The sequence below is a fragment of the Hoyosella subflava DQS3-9A1 genome, assembly GCF_000214175.1.
In the GTDB taxonomy this organism is placed as follows: Bacteria; Actinomycetota; Actinomycetes; order Mycobacteriales; family Mycobacteriaceae; genus Hoyosella; species Hoyosella subflava.
Genome location: NC_015564.1, coordinates 4,685,037 through 4,700,324, shown reverse-complemented (window position 1 = coordinate 4,700,324; position 15,288 = coordinate 4,685,037). Strand labels below are relative to the sequence as shown.

At 60.9% G+C, this 15,288-nt stretch carries 15 protein-coding genes; 8 read left to right on the top strand and 7 right to left on the bottom strand.

Annotated features, from left to right (window positions below; translation table 11 throughout):
• Nucleotides 1-34 precede the first annotated feature (34 nt).
• Nucleotides 35-820, top strand: a complete 786-nt coding sequence (locus AS9A_RS21760; RefSeq protein WP_013809331.1) for an alpha/beta fold hydrolase — start codon at nucleotides 35-37, stop codon at nucleotides 818-820.
• A 3-nt stretch (nucleotides 821-823) separates the two neighbouring features.
• Here AS9A_RS21760 and AS9A_RS21755 read toward each other — a convergent pair whose 3' ends face one another.
• The gene (locus AS9A_RS21755; protein WP_013809330.1) at nucleotides 824-1,591 is read right to left on the bottom strand and encodes an LLM class F420-dependent oxidoreductase; all 768 of its coding nucleotides are present in this window, start codon (nucleotides 1,589-1,591) and stop codon (nucleotides 824-826) included.
• Between the two features lie 257 nt (nucleotides 1,592-1,848).
• Between AS9A_RS21755 and AS9A_RS21745 the strand changes: the two genes are divergently transcribed.
• Nucleotides 1,849-3,840: a cation:proton antiporter gene (locus AS9A_RS21745; protein WP_013809329.1), complete on the top strand. Its 1,992-nt coding sequence runs from the start codon at nucleotides 1,849-1,851 to the stop codon at nucleotides 3,838-3,840.
• Nucleotides 3,841-3,844: 4 nt separating this feature from the next.
• Here the strand turns inward: AS9A_RS21745 and AS9A_RS21740 are convergent, their stop codons facing one another.
• The 3 genes from AS9A_RS21740 to AS9A_RS21730 form a co-directional block, all read right to left on the bottom strand.
• Complete coding sequence (locus tag AS9A_RS21740; RefSeq protein WP_013809328.1) at nucleotides 3,845-4,228, bottom strand: hypothetical protein; 384 nt, start codon at nucleotides 4,226-4,228, stop codon at nucleotides 3,845-3,847.
• A 135-nt stretch (nucleotides 4,229-4,363) separates the two neighbouring features.
• Nucleotides 4,364-5,440, bottom strand: a complete 1,077-nt coding sequence (locus tag AS9A_RS21735; RefSeq protein ID WP_013809327.1) for an inositol-3-phosphate synthase — start codon at nucleotides 5,438-5,440, stop codon at nucleotides 4,364-4,366.
• Entirely contained in the window at nucleotides 5,433-6,035 is a 603-nt protein-coding gene (locus AS9A_RS21730; protein WP_013809326.1) for a PadR family transcriptional regulator, read from the bottom strand. Before AS9A_RS21730 ends, AS9A_RS21735 begins: the two co-directional genes overlap by 8 nt.
• Nucleotides 6,036-6,460: 425 nt before the next feature.
• Here AS9A_RS21730 and AS9A_RS21725 point away from each other — a divergent pair, with 425 nt between their 5' ends.
• From AS9A_RS21725 to AS9A_RS21705, 5 genes are all read left to right on the top strand, one after another.
• Nucleotides 6,461-6,736: a hypothetical protein gene (locus AS9A_RS21725; RefSeq protein ID WP_013809325.1), complete on the top strand. Its 276-nt coding sequence runs from the start codon at nucleotides 6,461-6,463 to the stop codon at nucleotides 6,734-6,736.
• Between the two features lie 346 nt (nucleotides 6,737-7,082).
• Nucleotides 7,083-7,505 (top strand): hypothetical protein, encoded by a 423-nt coding sequence (locus AS9A_RS22965; RefSeq protein WP_013809324.1) that lies wholly within the window; start codon nucleotides 7,083-7,085, stop codon nucleotides 7,503-7,505.
• Nucleotides 7,506-7,673: 168 nt separating this feature from the next.
• The gene (locus tag AS9A_RS23720) at nucleotides 7,674-8,093 is read left to right on the top strand and encodes a DUF5318 family protein (RefSeq protein ID WP_085930626.1); all 420 of its coding nucleotides are present in this window, start codon (nucleotides 7,674-7,676) and stop codon (nucleotides 8,091-8,093) included.
• A 144-nt stretch (nucleotides 8,094-8,237) separates the two neighbouring features.
• Entirely contained in the window at nucleotides 8,238-10,409 is a 2,172-nt protein-coding gene (locus AS9A_RS21710; RefSeq protein WP_085930655.1) for a transglycosylase domain-containing protein, read from the top strand.
• Nucleotides 10,410-10,474: 65 nt separating this feature from the next.
• Nucleotides 10,475-11,989 carry a glycosyltransferase family 87 protein gene (locus AS9A_RS21705; protein WP_237707984.1) on the top strand — a complete coding sequence of 505 codons (1,515 nt, stop codon included), beginning with the start codon at nucleotides 10,475-10,477 and terminating at the stop codon, nucleotides 11,987-11,989.
• Here AS9A_RS21705 and AS9A_RS21700 read toward each other — a convergent pair.
• Nucleotides 11,892-12,743: a hypothetical protein gene (locus AS9A_RS21700; RefSeq protein WP_148262529.1), complete on the bottom strand. Its 852-nt coding sequence runs from the start codon at nucleotides 12,741-12,743 to the stop codon at nucleotides 11,892-11,894. The two genes, AS9A_RS21705 and AS9A_RS21700, sit on opposite strands and share 98 nt — an antisense overlap.
• 144 nt (nucleotides 12,744-12,887) lie before the next feature.
• Nucleotides 12,888-13,811, bottom strand: a complete 924-nt coding sequence (locus AS9A_RS21695) for a proline dehydrogenase family protein (protein ID WP_013809319.1) — start codon at nucleotides 13,809-13,811, stop codon at nucleotides 12,888-12,890.
• A 423-nt stretch (nucleotides 13,812-14,234) separates the two neighbouring features.
• On the opposite strand from AS9A_RS21695, the gene AS9A_RS24725 reads away from it, so the two are divergent.
• Nucleotides 14,235-14,846: a helix-turn-helix transcriptional regulator gene (locus tag AS9A_RS24725; protein ID WP_013809318.1), complete on the top strand. Its 612-nt coding sequence runs from the start codon at nucleotides 14,235-14,237 to the stop codon at nucleotides 14,844-14,846.
• Here AS9A_RS24725 and AS9A_RS24720 read toward each other — a convergent pair.
• Complete coding sequence (locus AS9A_RS24720) at nucleotides 14,843-15,169, bottom strand: LuxR C-terminal-related transcriptional regulator (protein ID WP_013809317.1); 327 nt, start codon at nucleotides 15,167-15,169, stop codon at nucleotides 14,843-14,845. The genes AS9A_RS24725 and AS9A_RS24720 overlap by 4 nt on opposite strands.
• Nucleotides 15,170-15,288: the final 119 nt, after the last annotated feature.

Genomic DNA, 15,288 nt, shown 5'->3' with positions numbered 1-15,288 from the left:
CCGACTCCACCGGGCGAGCGGCGATAATCGGGGCATGGACCTCGCGTACCGCGTATTCGGCAAGGGCCCCACTCTGGTGCTGATCCATGGGATTGTGCACTGTCAGGATGTATGGAATCCGGTGATCCCGTTGCTGGCGAAGCACCGTCGCGTAGTCACAATCGACTTGCCGAGCCATGGGCAGTCCCCCCAACTGCCCAAAGGGGAGAAGTGTCTGCAGGCCCTCGCGGATGAGGTCGAAGCGTTTCTTCCGAAAATCACGCCGGAAGGCGATGAGGTCCACGTCGCGGGGAACTCGCTCGGTGGCTGGCTTGCGCTGGAACTGGCCGCCCGGGGCGTTGTCGCGTCAGCGACCGCCCTTTCGCCGGGCGGCTTCTGGGTCAGCAAACTAGACCAGGTACGAACGAATAAGACGTTCCTAGCGATGCGGGCAGTTGCACGGGTAGCGAAGCCGGTCAGCCGCCCGTTGCTGAACACCAAGATCGGGCGCAGCGTTGCACTCGGGGCGTTCTTCGGACGGCCGTGGCGGGTAAGCCCCGATGACGCACTACGCGATCTCAACTCATTGACCTCGAACTCCCTGATCGATGTTATCCAGGGCGAAGACTGGGCGTACTCACCGCAGGTCGACCCATCGGTCCCGGTCACGGTGCAGTGGGGTGGTGGCGATCTCATTCTTCCCGTCTACGAGTCCGCGAAAGTGCGCGATACGTTTCCGCAGGCGCGCGTCATCGTGATGCCGTGGATTGGGCACGTACCGATGATCGACGATCCAGAGGAGATCGCCGCCATTCTCATCGAAGGCAGCAGCGGACGCTAATCGTCACCTCGAGCCCCGCCATTTGATCGCCTCGATGACTGGTGCCATGTCGTAGTGCGGGCCGTTAATGGGAACGGTGAAGAAGGACGCGCCAGCAGCGACGAAGTCGTCGGCGTCGGCCACGCCGGGGAACTGGATTGACCGCTCGATTTCGCTGGAGTGGCGGCCCTCGGCCCCGCAGTGTTCGGCGAGCACGCCGGACTTGTATGTGAAAGTTTCCAGGTCGCCGAAGCTGTGCCAGATGTCTGCATGCCGAGCGACAAGGCGCAATGTTTTCTTGACGCCACCACCGCCGATCAGGACAGGCATGTTCCGCGTGGGTGGCGGGTTGAGCTTTTTCCAGCGCTCTTCGATCCGGGGCAGGTACTCGCCGAGCAGGTTGAGGCGGGAAACCTTGGTGCCGAATTCGTAGCCGTATTCGTCGAAGTCACGCTCGAACCAGCCGGAGCCGATACCGAAGATCAGTCGACCACCGGACATGTGGTCGACGGTCCGCGCCATGTCGGCAAGCAAATCAGGGTTGCGATATGCACCGCATGTGACGAGCGCGCCGAACTCGACTCGCTCGGTTTGCTCGGCCCACGCACCGAGCATGGTCCAGCATTCGAAATGGGGGCCATCGGGTTCGCCGTAGAGGGGGAAGAAGTGGTCCCAGTTGAAAACGACGTCGACTCCGGCATCTTCAGCGCGGAGCACAGCGTCACGGATAAGCCTGTAGTCGGGGGCGTGCTGGGGCTGGATCTGTACACCGATTCGAAGGGGGCGGTCCATGCTTCCACTAATACCGTGGCGGGCGCCGTTGCGCATCATGACCCATGGATGGCGGCGATCCGATTGCCTCCGCGCAGCGTGTCTTCGGCCGAGGTGATTGGCCTGCACAACGGTTGACGGCGAATTGTCAGCGTTAATTCTGTAGGCTTTCGACCATTATCACGCAAAACAAACTTTTCGTCACTAATTGCGCTATTGACACACGGGGATAGGCAGGCGCACCGTTAGATCAACTACGGCTAAACCTGAGGTGCCCGATGCCCGAGGATCTGGTTGAGCAACTTCCGCGAGCTTTGCTCGAAGTATCATTCTTGCTGGGTGCAGCCGTTCTGATCAGCCTGATCACCCGTAAGATCCACATTCAGCTCACAGTTGTTCTCGCGGTCGCGGGACTTCTCGCATCAGAAATGGGAGCCAATCTCGCCGTTTCTGAACTGCTGAGTGGCGAGGGGTTCAAGGAACTACTCATCAATCTGTTCTTACCTATCCTCATCTTTGAAGCCGCGTTAGGTCTATCTACGCGCGAGTTTATGAGAAATCTTCTCGCTATCAGTGCTCTCGCATCTGCCGCCCTCGTGATTTCTGCACTCATTGTCGGGGCGAGTCTGACGGCGTTCCTCGGTGTCCCCATTTTTGCGGCGCTACTTTTCGGCGTGCTGATTTCCGCTACCGACCCGGTCGCTGTGGTCGCGATCTTCCGGGAACTCGGTGTGCCGAGGCGGCTGCTCACCCTGGTGGAGGGGGAGAGTCTGCTCAACGACGGTGTTGCGATTGTGCTGTACAACATTCTCGCTGTCGCAGCCGTAACTGGAGCCCTATCGGCAGGGGCCGGTGCTGTTGATTTCGTCGTGGTGGTAGCCGGCGGGATATTGACGGGTGCGATTGTCGGCACACTAGCGGTGTTGCTGCTGCCGCTACTGGATCGCCTCGCTGCCGCTGCAATGTCAATCGCGGTCGCGTACGGATCGTTCGTCTTCGCTGAAGCGATCCTGCATGCTTCTGGCGTAATGGCTGCCGTTGCGGCCGGTATCACCGTCGGTGGTCTCCTCGAAAGCCGCGCCCAGCACGCCGCACGCGACCTGCTCCATGAGCTGTGGGAGTCCCTTGGCTATATGGCAAACGCACTGCTGTTTCTCTTCATTGGCCTCGCCCTCGACTTCCAGTTGATCCGGGACAACTTGGCGGCGATCGGTTTGGGTATCGCCGCGGTGCTGATTTCGCGTCCCCTCGGCGTCATTCCTGTTGTATTGACGCTGGAGCGGCTCGCGCGGATACCGAGGGTGGGGAACCGGAACTCCGCTGTTGTCATTTGGGGTGGTCTGCGGGGCGGTGTCGCTCTAGCCCTAGCTCTCGCGCTGCCCCTGGAACTAGGGGACCTGCGTGACCAGTTCATCGCTATGACGGGGGGAGTGGTACTTGCCACGTTACTCATAAACGCAACGACCATCTCTTTTGTGGTCCATGCGCTTGGGCTGGATAAACCGAGCCGCAAGGATGAGTATCTGGAGGCACTCGCCCGCATGGTTGGTGTTCGATCCGCGCGAGAGCGGCTCGCGGATCTGAATTTCAGCGATGAACTCGTCACGGCCCACCTCGATGTGGCAGAAGCCGATGCCCGTGATCAGCTCGCTCGCACCCGCCTCACAGCCCAGGAGCAAGTGGACGTCCTGGAGCTGCGCGGTTTGCATATCCAGCGCGAGAGTTATCAGAACCTCAGTGACGCGGGGTTGTTGCCGCCGATCGCGACTCGCACCCTCATGCAGGAGATTGACGACGAGATCGAGGAGGTCAGCGCGGGCGGGCTTCGGGTGGATGAGGCCCGACGGGCCTGCCTTCCGTGGTACGCCAGGCTGCATCGGTGGACGCTGGGGAAACTCCCGCCCCCGCTCGGCGAGGACCTCGACGAAGTCGGCTATATCGAAATCTGTGCCCGGCGGCTCGCATCGCACAATGCAGCGGATGAGTTGGAGTTGTTTAAGTCCCTTCCGAATGTGGAGGTCGCGAACGTCGACATCGCGAAGGGGCTCTTTGCCCACTGGGAGGAGATGGCGAGCCAGACGCTGGAGAATCTTGGTATCTCCGAGAAACTCGACGAGCGCGTGCTGCGCCGCCGTCAGGCTAAGGCGCTGAGCCGTATCGCGATCGTCGAGGCTCTGCAGCAGATGGTGTCCGCCGGAGTGCTTGCACAACAGGTCGCGGACGAAGCAGCCGAGCGCGTCTCCGCGGAGGTTCAGCAGGCAGGCGAGTGAGGCGTCATTCCTCGGTTTCCGACTCCGCTTCCTTGCGCTCCTCGTAGTCCTTGATGATGTCTTCGTTTTCCTCGTGGTCAGCAAAGTCTTCAGCGAAGGCAGTCCCGGTGACTGTGCCTCCAGTGTCGGGCACCTTGACCGTGGGGCGGGCACCCGGCTTGTACTTCTTGTTGACTCCCGCGACCTCCTCCTCGGCCTTCCGGAGGACTTCGGGGTCTAGCTCAGACGTATCTGGGACGGCGCCCGCAGCCTTACTGCTGCTGCTTTTCGTAGTGTCCTCTTTGTCGACGCGCTGAGATTCCTCTTCCTCAATTGCCTCTTCTGGGGTGGTGTGGACTGGGTCGCCGCCAGTGGTGTCCCCAGGCTGGCCTTTGTTCTGATCGCTCACGGTCGCTCCTCTCGGGCTGTGGTGCGCTGTCTGCCGTTGGAGTAGTACCCGATTCGGCCTAAGCGATACTTGCGCGCAACAAAGCGGGGCCACAGTCCACGTGACCGTGACCCCGCTTTCTGCAGGCTGTGAGGCTTATTCGCCTTCGATGAAACTCTCGAGCTGCGTACGTGCCACGTCGTCTGCAAGCTGCTTTGGTGGCGACTTCATGAGGTACGAAGAAGCGGAGAACACTGGTCCGCCTACGCCGCGGTCAAGGGCGATCTTCGCCGCACGGACAGCGTCGATGATGATGCCAGCGGAGTTGGGCGAGTCCCATACCTCGAGCTTGTACTCGAGGTTCAGTGGCACATCACCGAACGCGCGGCCTTCGAGCCGTACGTACGCCCATTTGCGGTCATCGAGCCAGCCGACGTAGTCGGAGGGTCCAATGTGAACGTCCTTGGCGACTAGTTCACGCTTAATGTTGGACGTTACTGCCTGAGTCTTGGAGATCTTTTTCGACTCGAGGCGCTCGCGCTCGAGCATGTTCTTGAAGTCCATGTTGCCGCCGACGTTCAGCTGCATCGTGCGGTCGAGTTGCACACCGCGATCCTCGAACAGCTTCGCCATGACGCGGTGGGTAATTGTCGCGCCCACCTGGGACTTGATGTCGTCACCAACAATTGGCACGCCAGCGTCCTCGAACTTCTTCGCCCAGACCGGGTCTGAAGCGATAAACACGGGCAATGCGTTGACGAACGCTACGCCAGCGTCGATGGCGCACTGTGCGTAGAACTTGTCGGCTTCTTCCGATCCGACAGGTAGATATGACACGAGGACATCTACCTGCGCTTCTTTGAGCGCCTGGACAACGTCGACGGCCTCGGCGTCCGATTCCTCGATGGTGGCGCGGTAATACTTGCCTAGGCCATCGAGGGTGGGGCCACGCTGGACGGTGATGCCACTCGGCGGAACGTCAGCGATCTTGATGGTGTTGTTCTCACTCGCGTTGATTGCTTCCGCGAGATCAATACCCACCTTCTTGGCGTCCACGTCGAACGCAGCAACGAACTCGACATCGTTGATGTGGTAAGGGCCTAGACGAACGTGCATAAGCCCGGGAACGGTGGCGGTATCATCTGCGTTCTTGTAGTACTCAACGCCCTGGACCAGCGATGAGGCGCAGTTCCCCACGCCTGCGATCGCGACGCGTACCTTATTGTCACCCATGTTCGGGATCTCCTTCTTTCTGGTGAAGCTCGCTGGATGGCTCAGTAGGCAGGGTGGCATCTGCGCTGCGGCTAGCTGCCCTGGCTTCGGCTGTGATGAGTTCGTTAAGCCACCGCACTTCCCTCTCGCTGGATTCCAGGGAGAGTTGGTGCAACTGGCTGGTGTAGCGGTCGTGGCTCGTGGCGCGGCGAATCGCGTCGCGAAGGCCTTCCCGCCGTTCTTCGACTTGCCTGCGGCGTCCTTCGAGGATCCGCAACCGTGCATCGGCCGGTGTGCGGCTGAAGAACGCCAGGTGAACCCCGAATCCATCATCGCTGTAGTTCTGTGGCCCGGTGTCGGCCACAAGCTCGGCGAATCGGTTCCGGCCCTTTCCGGTGATCTCGTACACCTTCCGGGCGCGTCGCCGAAGCCCTGTCCCCTCGGATTGCGGATCCTCCTCGATGAGCCCGTCCGCCTGCATCCGACGCAGCGCCGGATATAGCGAGCCGTACGAGAACGCCCTGAAGGGCCCGAGGAGTCCGGTGAGCCGCTTGCGCAGCTCGTAGCCGTGCATGGGCGCCTCTTGGAGGAGGCCGAGAATCGCGAGCTCGAGCACTGCCACCTCCTTCAGGCGCTCATGGGACAGACCTAATGTGTATGCCACGTGCAGGCGTGGCGATGCGATGCCCAACTGTATCGCACCGATATATTGACCGCTACCAGAAGTGTCAGCGGGTCGCCATTTGGGAGGCGGTGACACGCCCGGCGGTAGTCCCACTACCGATGCGGCACGATTAATCCCGAATGCCGGAAACAGGCTATTCAAATTGACTGGTGAATTACTATTTCACATCCCGTAACGCCAGGTAGCGCCCGTCGGCATCCGTATTGTGAGGCACTAATTTAAATGGGTGCTTTCTGCCTTTACATCATTCAGGTACGGTGGGGGCAGCAGGGGTCGATTCTGGTTATGGCGGGATCATGCCAGGTGACGTCTCTGCTATAGGTAACGAGCACTGACGACGCGAATAAGGAGAGCCGATGAATTTGAAGAACCCGCGTGTAGCATTTGCCGCGTGCGGTGCTGTCGCCGTGCTGGCACTGTCCGGCTGTGGGGACGACGATGGCACAACGGACGACGGTATTACCGACAACGGCACAAACAATGGCGTGATGAATGACGACGGCGGAATGTACGAAGACCCCGGCATGGACCCCAACGAGGGGGGCATGTACGAAGACCCGGGTATGTATGAAGACCCAGGTATGCAGCCTGAAGATGGCGGAATGGGCACCGAGGGCGGATCCGGCTTCTAGCCGCTGGCGCATGGGATCCTGACCTCGGAGGTGTGTTCTTCCCCCGAGCGTGCGTGCAGGCGCATTCATAATTCCGTGTCGACAATCTGCTGAGCTGGCATCAGGAGTCGCATAACTCCCAGGGAATAGTTTCCCCGGGGGCGAGTAATGGCTTCTTGGCGTGACTCGCGAAAGACACGGAATCGTTTAAACGTTCAGGATAGTTTCACCGCCTGATTAGTTCGTGTATGTTGGCGGGCAGTCAGGGATGGCGGTAGTTGCGTTTGGCTGCATACGTGCACCACGCGTTATTGTCCTGCTGACTTACTGCATTCGGAGATTGCCCGGAACCAGATAAGGAGTGCGAATGAACCTGAAGAATCCCCGCGTGGTTTTTGCGGCCTGCGGTGCGGCAGCGGCGCTCGCGGTGGCTGGCTGCGGTGACGACACGAACGGCAATGACGTGCTCGAGGACACGGGCGACACGCTTGGTGACATGGGTGACACTGCAACTGAAGGCGTCGAAGATTTCTTCGGCCAGGGGGGTGACACCACGTGCGGCGAGTTTGCGGAGCAGGATCCTGAGACCCAGCGGACCACAGTGACGGACTACCTCGAGCAAGAGGGCCAGCAGGACCCCAGCGAGGCGGAAATTGATTCGGCGCTGCTTTCGATCGATGCGATGTGCGCGCTCGAGGGTGACGAAGAAACCCCGATCAGTGAAGCCGGAGTGACCGGTGGTGATACGGGAATGCCTGAGGAAGAAGGGACCGGAGGGACCGGCTACTAAGTCAGGTACTCAGGTTCTCGAAAAAGCAGCCCGGAAGTGCACAAGTATGCACTCCGGGCTGCTTTCGTCTCGCTAGTCGGTGAGTGTCAGACATCACGACGGTGGCTGGTTTACGAATTGCGCCACCAGCCTGACTGCTCGTAAGACCGCGGACGTACTCTGGTCTATGTGCGATCGCAGCGGCAGACCGTGGACTACGCGCTCCAGCGTCGCTCCGTCCTGGCTGAAGTGTTCGCTGGCCGGGTCGGAGTTGCTGAGGTGTGCGATGCGAGCCCTTACCTCCTTAGGGCTGCAAAGTTTCACGGACGGCCAAGTACTGTGGTGTGCCCGATTTGCCGTAAGGAACAGCTAACGATCGTATCCTGGGTGTTCGGTGACCGCTTGGGAACCGTATCGGGTTCCGCGCGGAGCAATGATGAGATCATTCGCCTGGCACAAACAAAAGATGAGTTCACGGTTCACGTCGTCGAGGTTTGCCGGACGTGCAGCTGGAACCATCTGGTGCAGTCGTACGTTCTCGGCGAGGCTCCGCCGCGGCGATCGCGATCGACAAGGACGCGGCGCAGTGCCCGGACCGCCAGTGAGTGACGCGGGCCGGATGTTGACCGCGAGGACTGGAGTTTCATCGTGAGTTCGACCAGAAGTGCATCCGCTGGGAAAAGGCCAGTGGCGACGAAGGGCACATCGCGCAAGGGCCTGATACTACGGCTCATCGCGGTTGCGTTCGTCGTCATGCTTGTGCTTCCCATCGGAACCTTCATGGCCTACTACGTTGCGGCGAGCGTTCCGCGGCCGGGCGACATTCCCACTAACCAGGTGGCGACCATTTTCACTGATGATGGTGAAACTGAGCTCGCTCGCATCGTGCCGCCGGAAGGCAACCGGGTCGAAGTGTCGATAGACCAGATTCCGGACCATGTTCTGAATGCGGTCATCGCCGCGGAGGACCGCGACTTTTACACAAACCCGGGGTTCTCTGTGACCGGCCTCGCGCGAGCTGTTAGGGACAACGTTCTCGGCAGTGACGACGCAGGCGGCGGGTCGACGATCACCCAGCAGTATGTGAAAAACGCATTGGTTGGCGCGGATCGCTCGCTCGTTCGCAAGATGCGGGAACTCGTCATCGCGACGAAGATGGCGCGGGAGTGGTCGAAGGACGACATTCTGGTCGCCTACCTCAATACGATCTATTACGGCCGCAACGCGTACGGAATTGCTTCCGCAGCCGAAGCGTACTTCGGGAAACCCGTCAGCAACCTCACCCCTGAAGAAGGCGCGGTCCTTGCGGCTACCATCCAGCAGCCGTCGCGTCTGGATCCAGCGCAGAACCGCGAAGCCGCCGAAACCCGCTGGGGTTATGTACTCGATGGCATGGTCGCTATTGGTGCTATGAGCGCCAGTGAACGCGCTGCGGCGCAATACCCGGAGTACCGGTCGTTAGAGGAGGCGACGGCCGCAACCACGACGCCGGGGCCGAACGGCCTTATCAGGTCCCGTGTCATTGAGGAACTGCACTCGCTCGGCATCACGGAGCAGACCCTTAACACTGAGGGCCTGCAGATCACGACCTCTATCGACAGCACTGCACAGGAAGGGGCGGTCCGCGCAGTCCAGAACAACCTGTCCGGACAGCCCGACAATCTTCGTTCCGCAGTGGTGTCTGTGGATCCCCGCAGTGGCGCCGTGCGCGCTTACTATGGCGGCACTGACGGTACCGGCTTCGACTACGCGCAGGCACCGTTGCAGACAGGCTCTACCTTCAAGGTGTTTGGTCTCGTTGCAGCCCTGGAACAGGGTATTCCGGTTACCCAGCCCTTCGACAGCAGCCCGGTCACAATGCACGGCATCACCGTCCGGAATGTTGGTGGAGCAAGTTGCGGGCGCTGCTCGATCGCTGAAGCACTGAAACAGTCGCTGAACACGTCCTTTTATCGGCTCATGCTTTCGCTTGATCGCGGGCCGCTCGACGTGAAGGAAGCTGCGCACAAAGCAGGCATTCCCCGCGAGATCCGCGGACTGAACCACGAAGCTCTCACCGAAAATGGTGATCCGCCGAACAACGGTATTGTGCTCGGGCAGTACCAGGTCCGCCCGATCGACATGGCGTCGTCGTATGCGACGCTCGCGGCGTCGGGTGAGTTTCATGAGCCGTACTTCGTCGAGCGGGTCGTTACAGCGGACGGAAATCTCCTGTTCGACCGTGGGAATCCGAATGGTGAACGACGGCTCCGGGCTGCTGTCGCGGACAACGCGACGTCCGCGATGGAACCGATTGCGGCCTACTCGAACGGCAACGCGCTCGCTGGCGGCAGGCCTTCGGCATCAAAAACGGGGACCACGCAGCTCGGTGACACTGGCTTCAACCGCGATGCCTGGATGATTGGTTACACACCCTCGCTCTCCACAGCTGTGTGGGTGGGCACCAACGATGGTGATCCGCTTGTGAACGCTTGGGGCGGCCAGATCTACGGTTCGGGAATCCCCGCGACGATCTGGAAGTCGACGATGGATTCCGCGCTGGTCAACACCGAATGGGAATCGTTCCCGACGCCCGACCCCATTGGTGGTGTCTCTGGTGTCCCAGTCTACGTACCGCCGACTGAGACTGAAGAGCCTGAAGAGACCGAAGAGGCGACGGAAGAAGAGGATGAACCGGCATCCACCGCGACAATCGAGATCGCCCCAGGTCTGACCGTCGAAATCCCGATCCCGGGTAACAACAACGGCGGAACACCAACTGAGCCCGAAGAAGGTGAAGCTGGCGAGGGAGAGGGCACCCCCGGCCAGGGTGGTGCTACGCCGGGCGCAGGCGGCGGCGTCGTACCAGGCGCTGGTCGCAATCCGGCAGGACAGGGTGAGGGCGTGACAACGACGCCCGCACCGGCGACCACTGACGCTGCGTGACGGCCAGTCGGCGACGCCAATCAGGTCAGGCGAGACGATCAGGGCTCACAGAGCCGGATCGGGACCTGCCGAGTCTCACCGACCCGACGGTGCGCCGCCTCAGTACCGTCATCGGCGGCCCGGTGGGCAAGCACGCGCTTATCGGCCGGGCCCGTTTCCTCACGCCGCTACGCGTTGTCCTCGTGATCGCTGTCGCGATTATGGCGCTCGGCTGGCTCGGCAAAGCCGCATGCATCCAGCAGTATCCCGGGGGCCCGGACGGAGCGCAGACGATCGATTGGCGTGACGGGCGGCAGTATGTCGCCTTGTGCTACTCCGACACGGTTCCCCTCTACGGAGTGCATCGTCTTAATCAGCTTGCCTTCCCTTACAAGACCGCTCTGGAACAAGAGGCGGCGGACGGATCGATTACGACCCGGTACATGGAGTATCCGGTGCTCACGGGTCTCTACCAGTTCGCTGCGGCGGCGATCGGGAGCGTCTGGTCAGAGGGTGCCCGCGCAGGTCTTCTACCGGGAGCGCTACCTGTAGTTGTGTACTTCAATGTCTCGGCGGTGGGACTCGCGCTGGCCTGGCTCGTCACGGTCTGGGCGACAGCGCTGCTGGCGGGCCGGCGGATCTGGGACGCTGCGCTTGTCGCGATCTCACCACTTGTGATTGTGCACCTTTTCACCAACTTCGACGCCATCGCGACGGCGTTCGCCGCTACCGCGCTCCTCGCGTGGAGCCGCAAGAAGCCAATGCTCGCGGGCGTCCTCCTCGGGCTGGGTACTGCGGCGAAGCTCTACCCATTGTTCATACTCGGAGCGTTTCTGGTACTCGCGATCCGGTCTGCGACTCTGCGCTCGTGGCTGCAAGCAGTAGCGACGACCGCGGCGACGTGGCTGGCAATTAATTTGCCCATCGCAATGCTGTATCCGAATGGCTGGAATGAATTCTTCCGCCTCAATCGTGAACGTGGAATGGACCCTGACTCCATTTACAACGTCATCCGCACGTTCACAGGGTGGCAAGGTTTCGATGGCCCCCTTCTTCCGGGGGAAAGTCCATCAATCCTGAATTTGGTGTCCCTGCTGCTTTTCTTGCTCGTGTGTGCCGGGGTCGGATATATCGCGCTGACGGCTCCGCGGCGGCCACGTGTCGCGCAATTGTGCTTCCTGCTAGTTGCGGGTTTCTTACTGACGAACAAGGTGTGGAGCCCTCAATACTCTCTGTGGCTCGTGCCTCTTGCAGTTCTCGCTTTGCCGCACATCCGCATCCTCTTAGCCTGGATGGCCGTTGACGCCCTAGTGTGGGCTCCGCGAATGATGTACTACCACGGGATCAGCAACAAAGGGCTGCCAGAGCAGTGGTTTACGGCCACAGTCGTCGTTCGTGATCTCGCGGTTCTTGCCCTCTGCGCGCTGATTATCAGGCAGATCTACCGGCCGCAGGAAGACCTGGTTCGCCAGCATGGTGTAGACGATCCTGTCGGTGGTGTCATCACTGGCAAGCCTGACGCGCCCCCGCGATGGCTGCCGAAGTGGCTGCATCCGAGAGGACATCAGTCGCGGCAGAGGCAGCCAGAACTGCGGCCGTGAGTTTCTGTGCGATTGGGTCGTCGGCTAGCGACACGTTCTGGGTGCGGAGGAGATCGTCGAGCCGGTCCTGAGCCGTCGTCCCGATTATGCGTGCTTCAGGAGGTAGCCATGGACAGGCATCTTGCACCGCAACTACCGTCATGGCGGCCAGGGGCGGCGAGTTCTCAGGCAGGCTAACGTGGCCCGCGAGGGTGCGGGCGTCGTTGCTGTGAACGACGGCTGTATAGCTGGGTCCGGAAGGCAGGCTGCGGTTCTCGAAAGTCGAGTACCAGCGCGCCGCGGCGTCGCCGGAAGCTAGCAGGGGAGTTGAGAAGCGCGGCGCGATGCTGACTACGGCTTTTACTGCGGGGGCGGTGGAAGGCCATTGGTGCAGTGTTCCCAGCGCAATCGTGGCGCCATCGTCGGAACCGACCACGCTGATACGGTCGCCGTGGACCGCCTCCATCGCGCGCACCGCGTTGACGACATACTCGGAGTAGAGATGCGGCTTGCGCGCATGGATATCCGGCGGTGTGAGAACGCACGCGGTGTGACCAGCGGCAAGCAACTCGTCGAGGAGTCCTTGACTCACGGCAGCACCTGCCCCGGGAACGAGGAGCAGTGGTTCGGGCCGCCTGCTCAGCTGTACCTCTTGACCGGCGTGGCACGAGACCGCCTGACTAAGAGCGTCGCTCGGGAGGGTGAGGTCGGGTTCTTCTCTTGCGGTGGCTGGTGGCGCTGACGCGATGAGCAGGCAGATGGTGAGTATGGACATGAGGATTCCTGCGCTCCGCGCGCTTATCGCGCGTATCGGGTTCGCAGGTTCGACCACCATGCCCTCCAAGTGCTGTGGTGCAGATCACATTAACACTTTGCGCCGGGCGGATCATCGATTGGCGTGTGTACGAGACCATCTCGGCTAGGCGGGGCCCTCGCCCCGCAGCAAAAAGAACAAGTTTGACGGGTGTTCAGCAAGTCGCCGCATGAAGTAGGGGTACCACTCCGTCCCGAATGGGACGTAGACGCGCACTTTCGCACCTTCGGCTGCAAGTCGCACTTGCTCTGCAGGGCGGATGCCGTAAAACATCTGATACTCGAAATCGCCGCGCCCGCACTTCGTGCGAGCGGCGAGGCTCGCCGCAAAATCAATGAGAACGGGGTCGTGCGTTGCCACCATCGGGTAGGTATCGGAGCTCACGAGGATCGAAAGGCACCTGCGAAAGGATTCACGGACCTCCTCGCGGGTGCTGTAGACGGCGTCCGCTGGGTGCTGGTACGCGCCCTTGCAAAGGCGCACCCGGGTGCCAGAGTTGGCGATCTCGCGGCAGTCACTTTCGGTGCGGCGCAGGTGGGCCTGCAGAACTAGGCCAGTCTTCGGGAAGTCCCGACGAAGTGCGCGGACAACGGACAACGTGAGATCCGTAGTCCCAGCTCCTTCCATGTCGACGGTCACGCATGTCCCCGCAGCGTCCGCAGCAGCGCAAATCTCCTGCGCCGCAGCCAGCGTCGCAGGAAATGCATCGCGAGTGAGGGCTGATCCAAGTGAGGAGAGCTTGACGGAGAGCTCGACACGATCAGCGATCCCGTCGTCAGCGAGTTTGTCGAGTACATCGGTGTAGAGGGTGACCGCATCACGCACGATTGAGTCGTCAGTTGTGAATTCACCAAGATGATCAAGACTCACGTACCGGTCCTGGACGAGCTCGCGAACTGCGGGCAACGCGGCCTCGAGTGAGTCGCCGGCGATGAACCTGCTAACAAGCGGGCGCGCCATACGGCTGTTCTCGGTGAAGTGCCGGGCGCGCGGCGAATCCGATGCATTCAGCAATAAGCGGCGGAGCATTCTTTTACCCCTGAAGTCAAATTTGTCGGTATTGGTTAGTCAGAAAGTCCTCGTAATTACCAGTAGCTCCTCTCCCGGGTTTTGCTGAAGATTATTCTCGCAGGTGTACCGGACCATCGCGATTGGACCCACGTCCACCGTGGTGTGACCGATTCTGTGGAATTAACTGAAGAGTGCGCCCGCGTTCGAACTGACCGCACGGACCCGACAGCGGTGCCGTGTTGCGGGGTACTAATCGTGCTGCCCATGATCCGATTGTGCGCCTATTTCGGCGATCATGTGTCGGTTCTTTGTCCGACAGCAATATTGCCGGATTGTGCATGTCCGTTCTGTGGCGTTCAATGCAGGTAGCGTACGCGTCCAGCAGATGCCTGCGGCGTAACTGATCCATCGGGACGCGCAAGCGAGAAGGGCAGTGAGGAAGTGAGGCTTGTCGAGGCGGCAGCAGTGGGCAAGTGGATCGGAATCGTGGGACGCGGCGATTTCCTGGATGACGCGCTGGCAGCACTGCTGAGGGAACGCGGATACCGGGCCGCACAAGTAGGCGCGGGAAACGGATCATCGACATTCGACCTCGTCATCTACCGCACAGTCGGTGCAGGGCGTGACGCGGACCGTTTCCGGGTGCTGGCACCCCGCGACGCACCGGTGGTCGTTTTGGGTGCGCGAGACCCCGAGATGGCAACTGCAGTACCAGATGCGGCGTGGCTGCACTATGCAATCGATACAAAGACTGTCGTTTCAACCGTAGAGCGGTTGATCGGACCAGCGGACGATGGATTTGCGCGGCCTGCGCCGCAACTTTCCGCGCGAGAGAAGGATGCGGTTATCGCGTACACAATGGGCATGACAGTGCGCGAAGTTGCTGCGGAACTTGGCGTTGCCCCCACCACGGTGTCCACGCACCTCGACAGGGCGCGAGCAAAGTACATTTCTGCTGGTCGCGCTGCTGAAGGGAAGGTGGGCCTGCTGCGATGCGCGCTGGAAGACGGGCTTATTCCGTGTCCATGCCGCAACCACTGGTCGTCCGTCTAGAGTTCCTCGAGCTGGACGAGTCCATCCTGGAGGGCGCGGGCTACAAGCGCGGCCTTCGTGGGCGCGGTGCGGCCAACCGCTGCGTACTTCGAGCGAACGCGCGCAAGGTGGGTGTTCACTGTACCGAGGGAAACTGAAAGATTACTGGCCACCGTGGTTTTCGAATCGCTTGCGAACCAGGCGCGCAGAACTTCGATTTCGCGGGGGGACAGTGCGGGGCGATTTCGGGCTGAGCGGACGAGTGCGAGGTGCCGAAGGGCGGGCTCAACCGTGCGAGCCTGGCCGGCCTCGTGCTGAGGATGCAGAGGTGATGGGGCACTCATGAGATCGGACCTCACTTCTGTGTTGTCAGTCTTGCCGGAGTGAGGGCAGTACCCGCCTCCGATAATGCCAAACATTAGGCGATGTCCGATTAGTTGGAAATCCCCTAGTTCTAGTGCCC

Coding starts and splice junctions, on each gene's coding strand:
- AS9A_RS21760 (WP_013809331.1), top strand. CDS start 35: ATGGACCTCGCGTACCGCGTATTCGGCAAGGGCCCCACTCTGGTGCTG.
- AS9A_RS21755 (WP_013809330.1), bottom strand. CDS start 1,591: ATGGACCGCCCCCTTCGAATCGGTGTACAGATCCAGCCCCAGCACGCC.
- AS9A_RS21745 (WP_013809329.1), top strand. CDS start 1,849: ATGCCCGAGGATCTGGTTGAGCAACTTCCGCGAGCTTTGCTCGAAGTA.
- AS9A_RS21735 (WP_013809327.1), bottom strand. CDS start 5,440: ATGGGTGACAATAAGGTACGCGTCGCGATCGCAGGCGTGGGGAACTGC.
- AS9A_RS21725 (WP_013809325.1), top strand. CDS start 6,461: ATGAATTTGAAGAACCCGCGTGTAGCATTTGCCGCGTGCGGTGCTGTC.
- AS9A_RS22965 (WP_013809324.1), top strand. CDS start 7,083: ATGAACCTGAAGAATCCCCGCGTGGTTTTTGCGGCCTGCGGTGCGGCA.
- AS9A_RS21710 (WP_085930655.1), top strand. CDS start 8,238: ATGCTTGTGCTTCCCATCGGAACCTTCATGGCCTACTACGTTGCGGCG.
- AS9A_RS21700 (WP_148262529.1), bottom strand. CDS start 12,743: ATGTCCATACTCACCATCTGCCTGCTCATCGCGTCAGCGCCACCAGCC.
- AS9A_RS21695 (WP_013809319.1), bottom strand. CDS start 13,811: ATGCTCCGCCGCTTATTGCTGAATGCATCGGATTCGCCGCGCGCCCGG.
- AS9A_RS24720 (WP_013809317.1), bottom strand. CDS start 15,169: ATGAGTGCCCCATCACCTCTGCATCCTCAGCACGAGGCCGGCCAGGCT.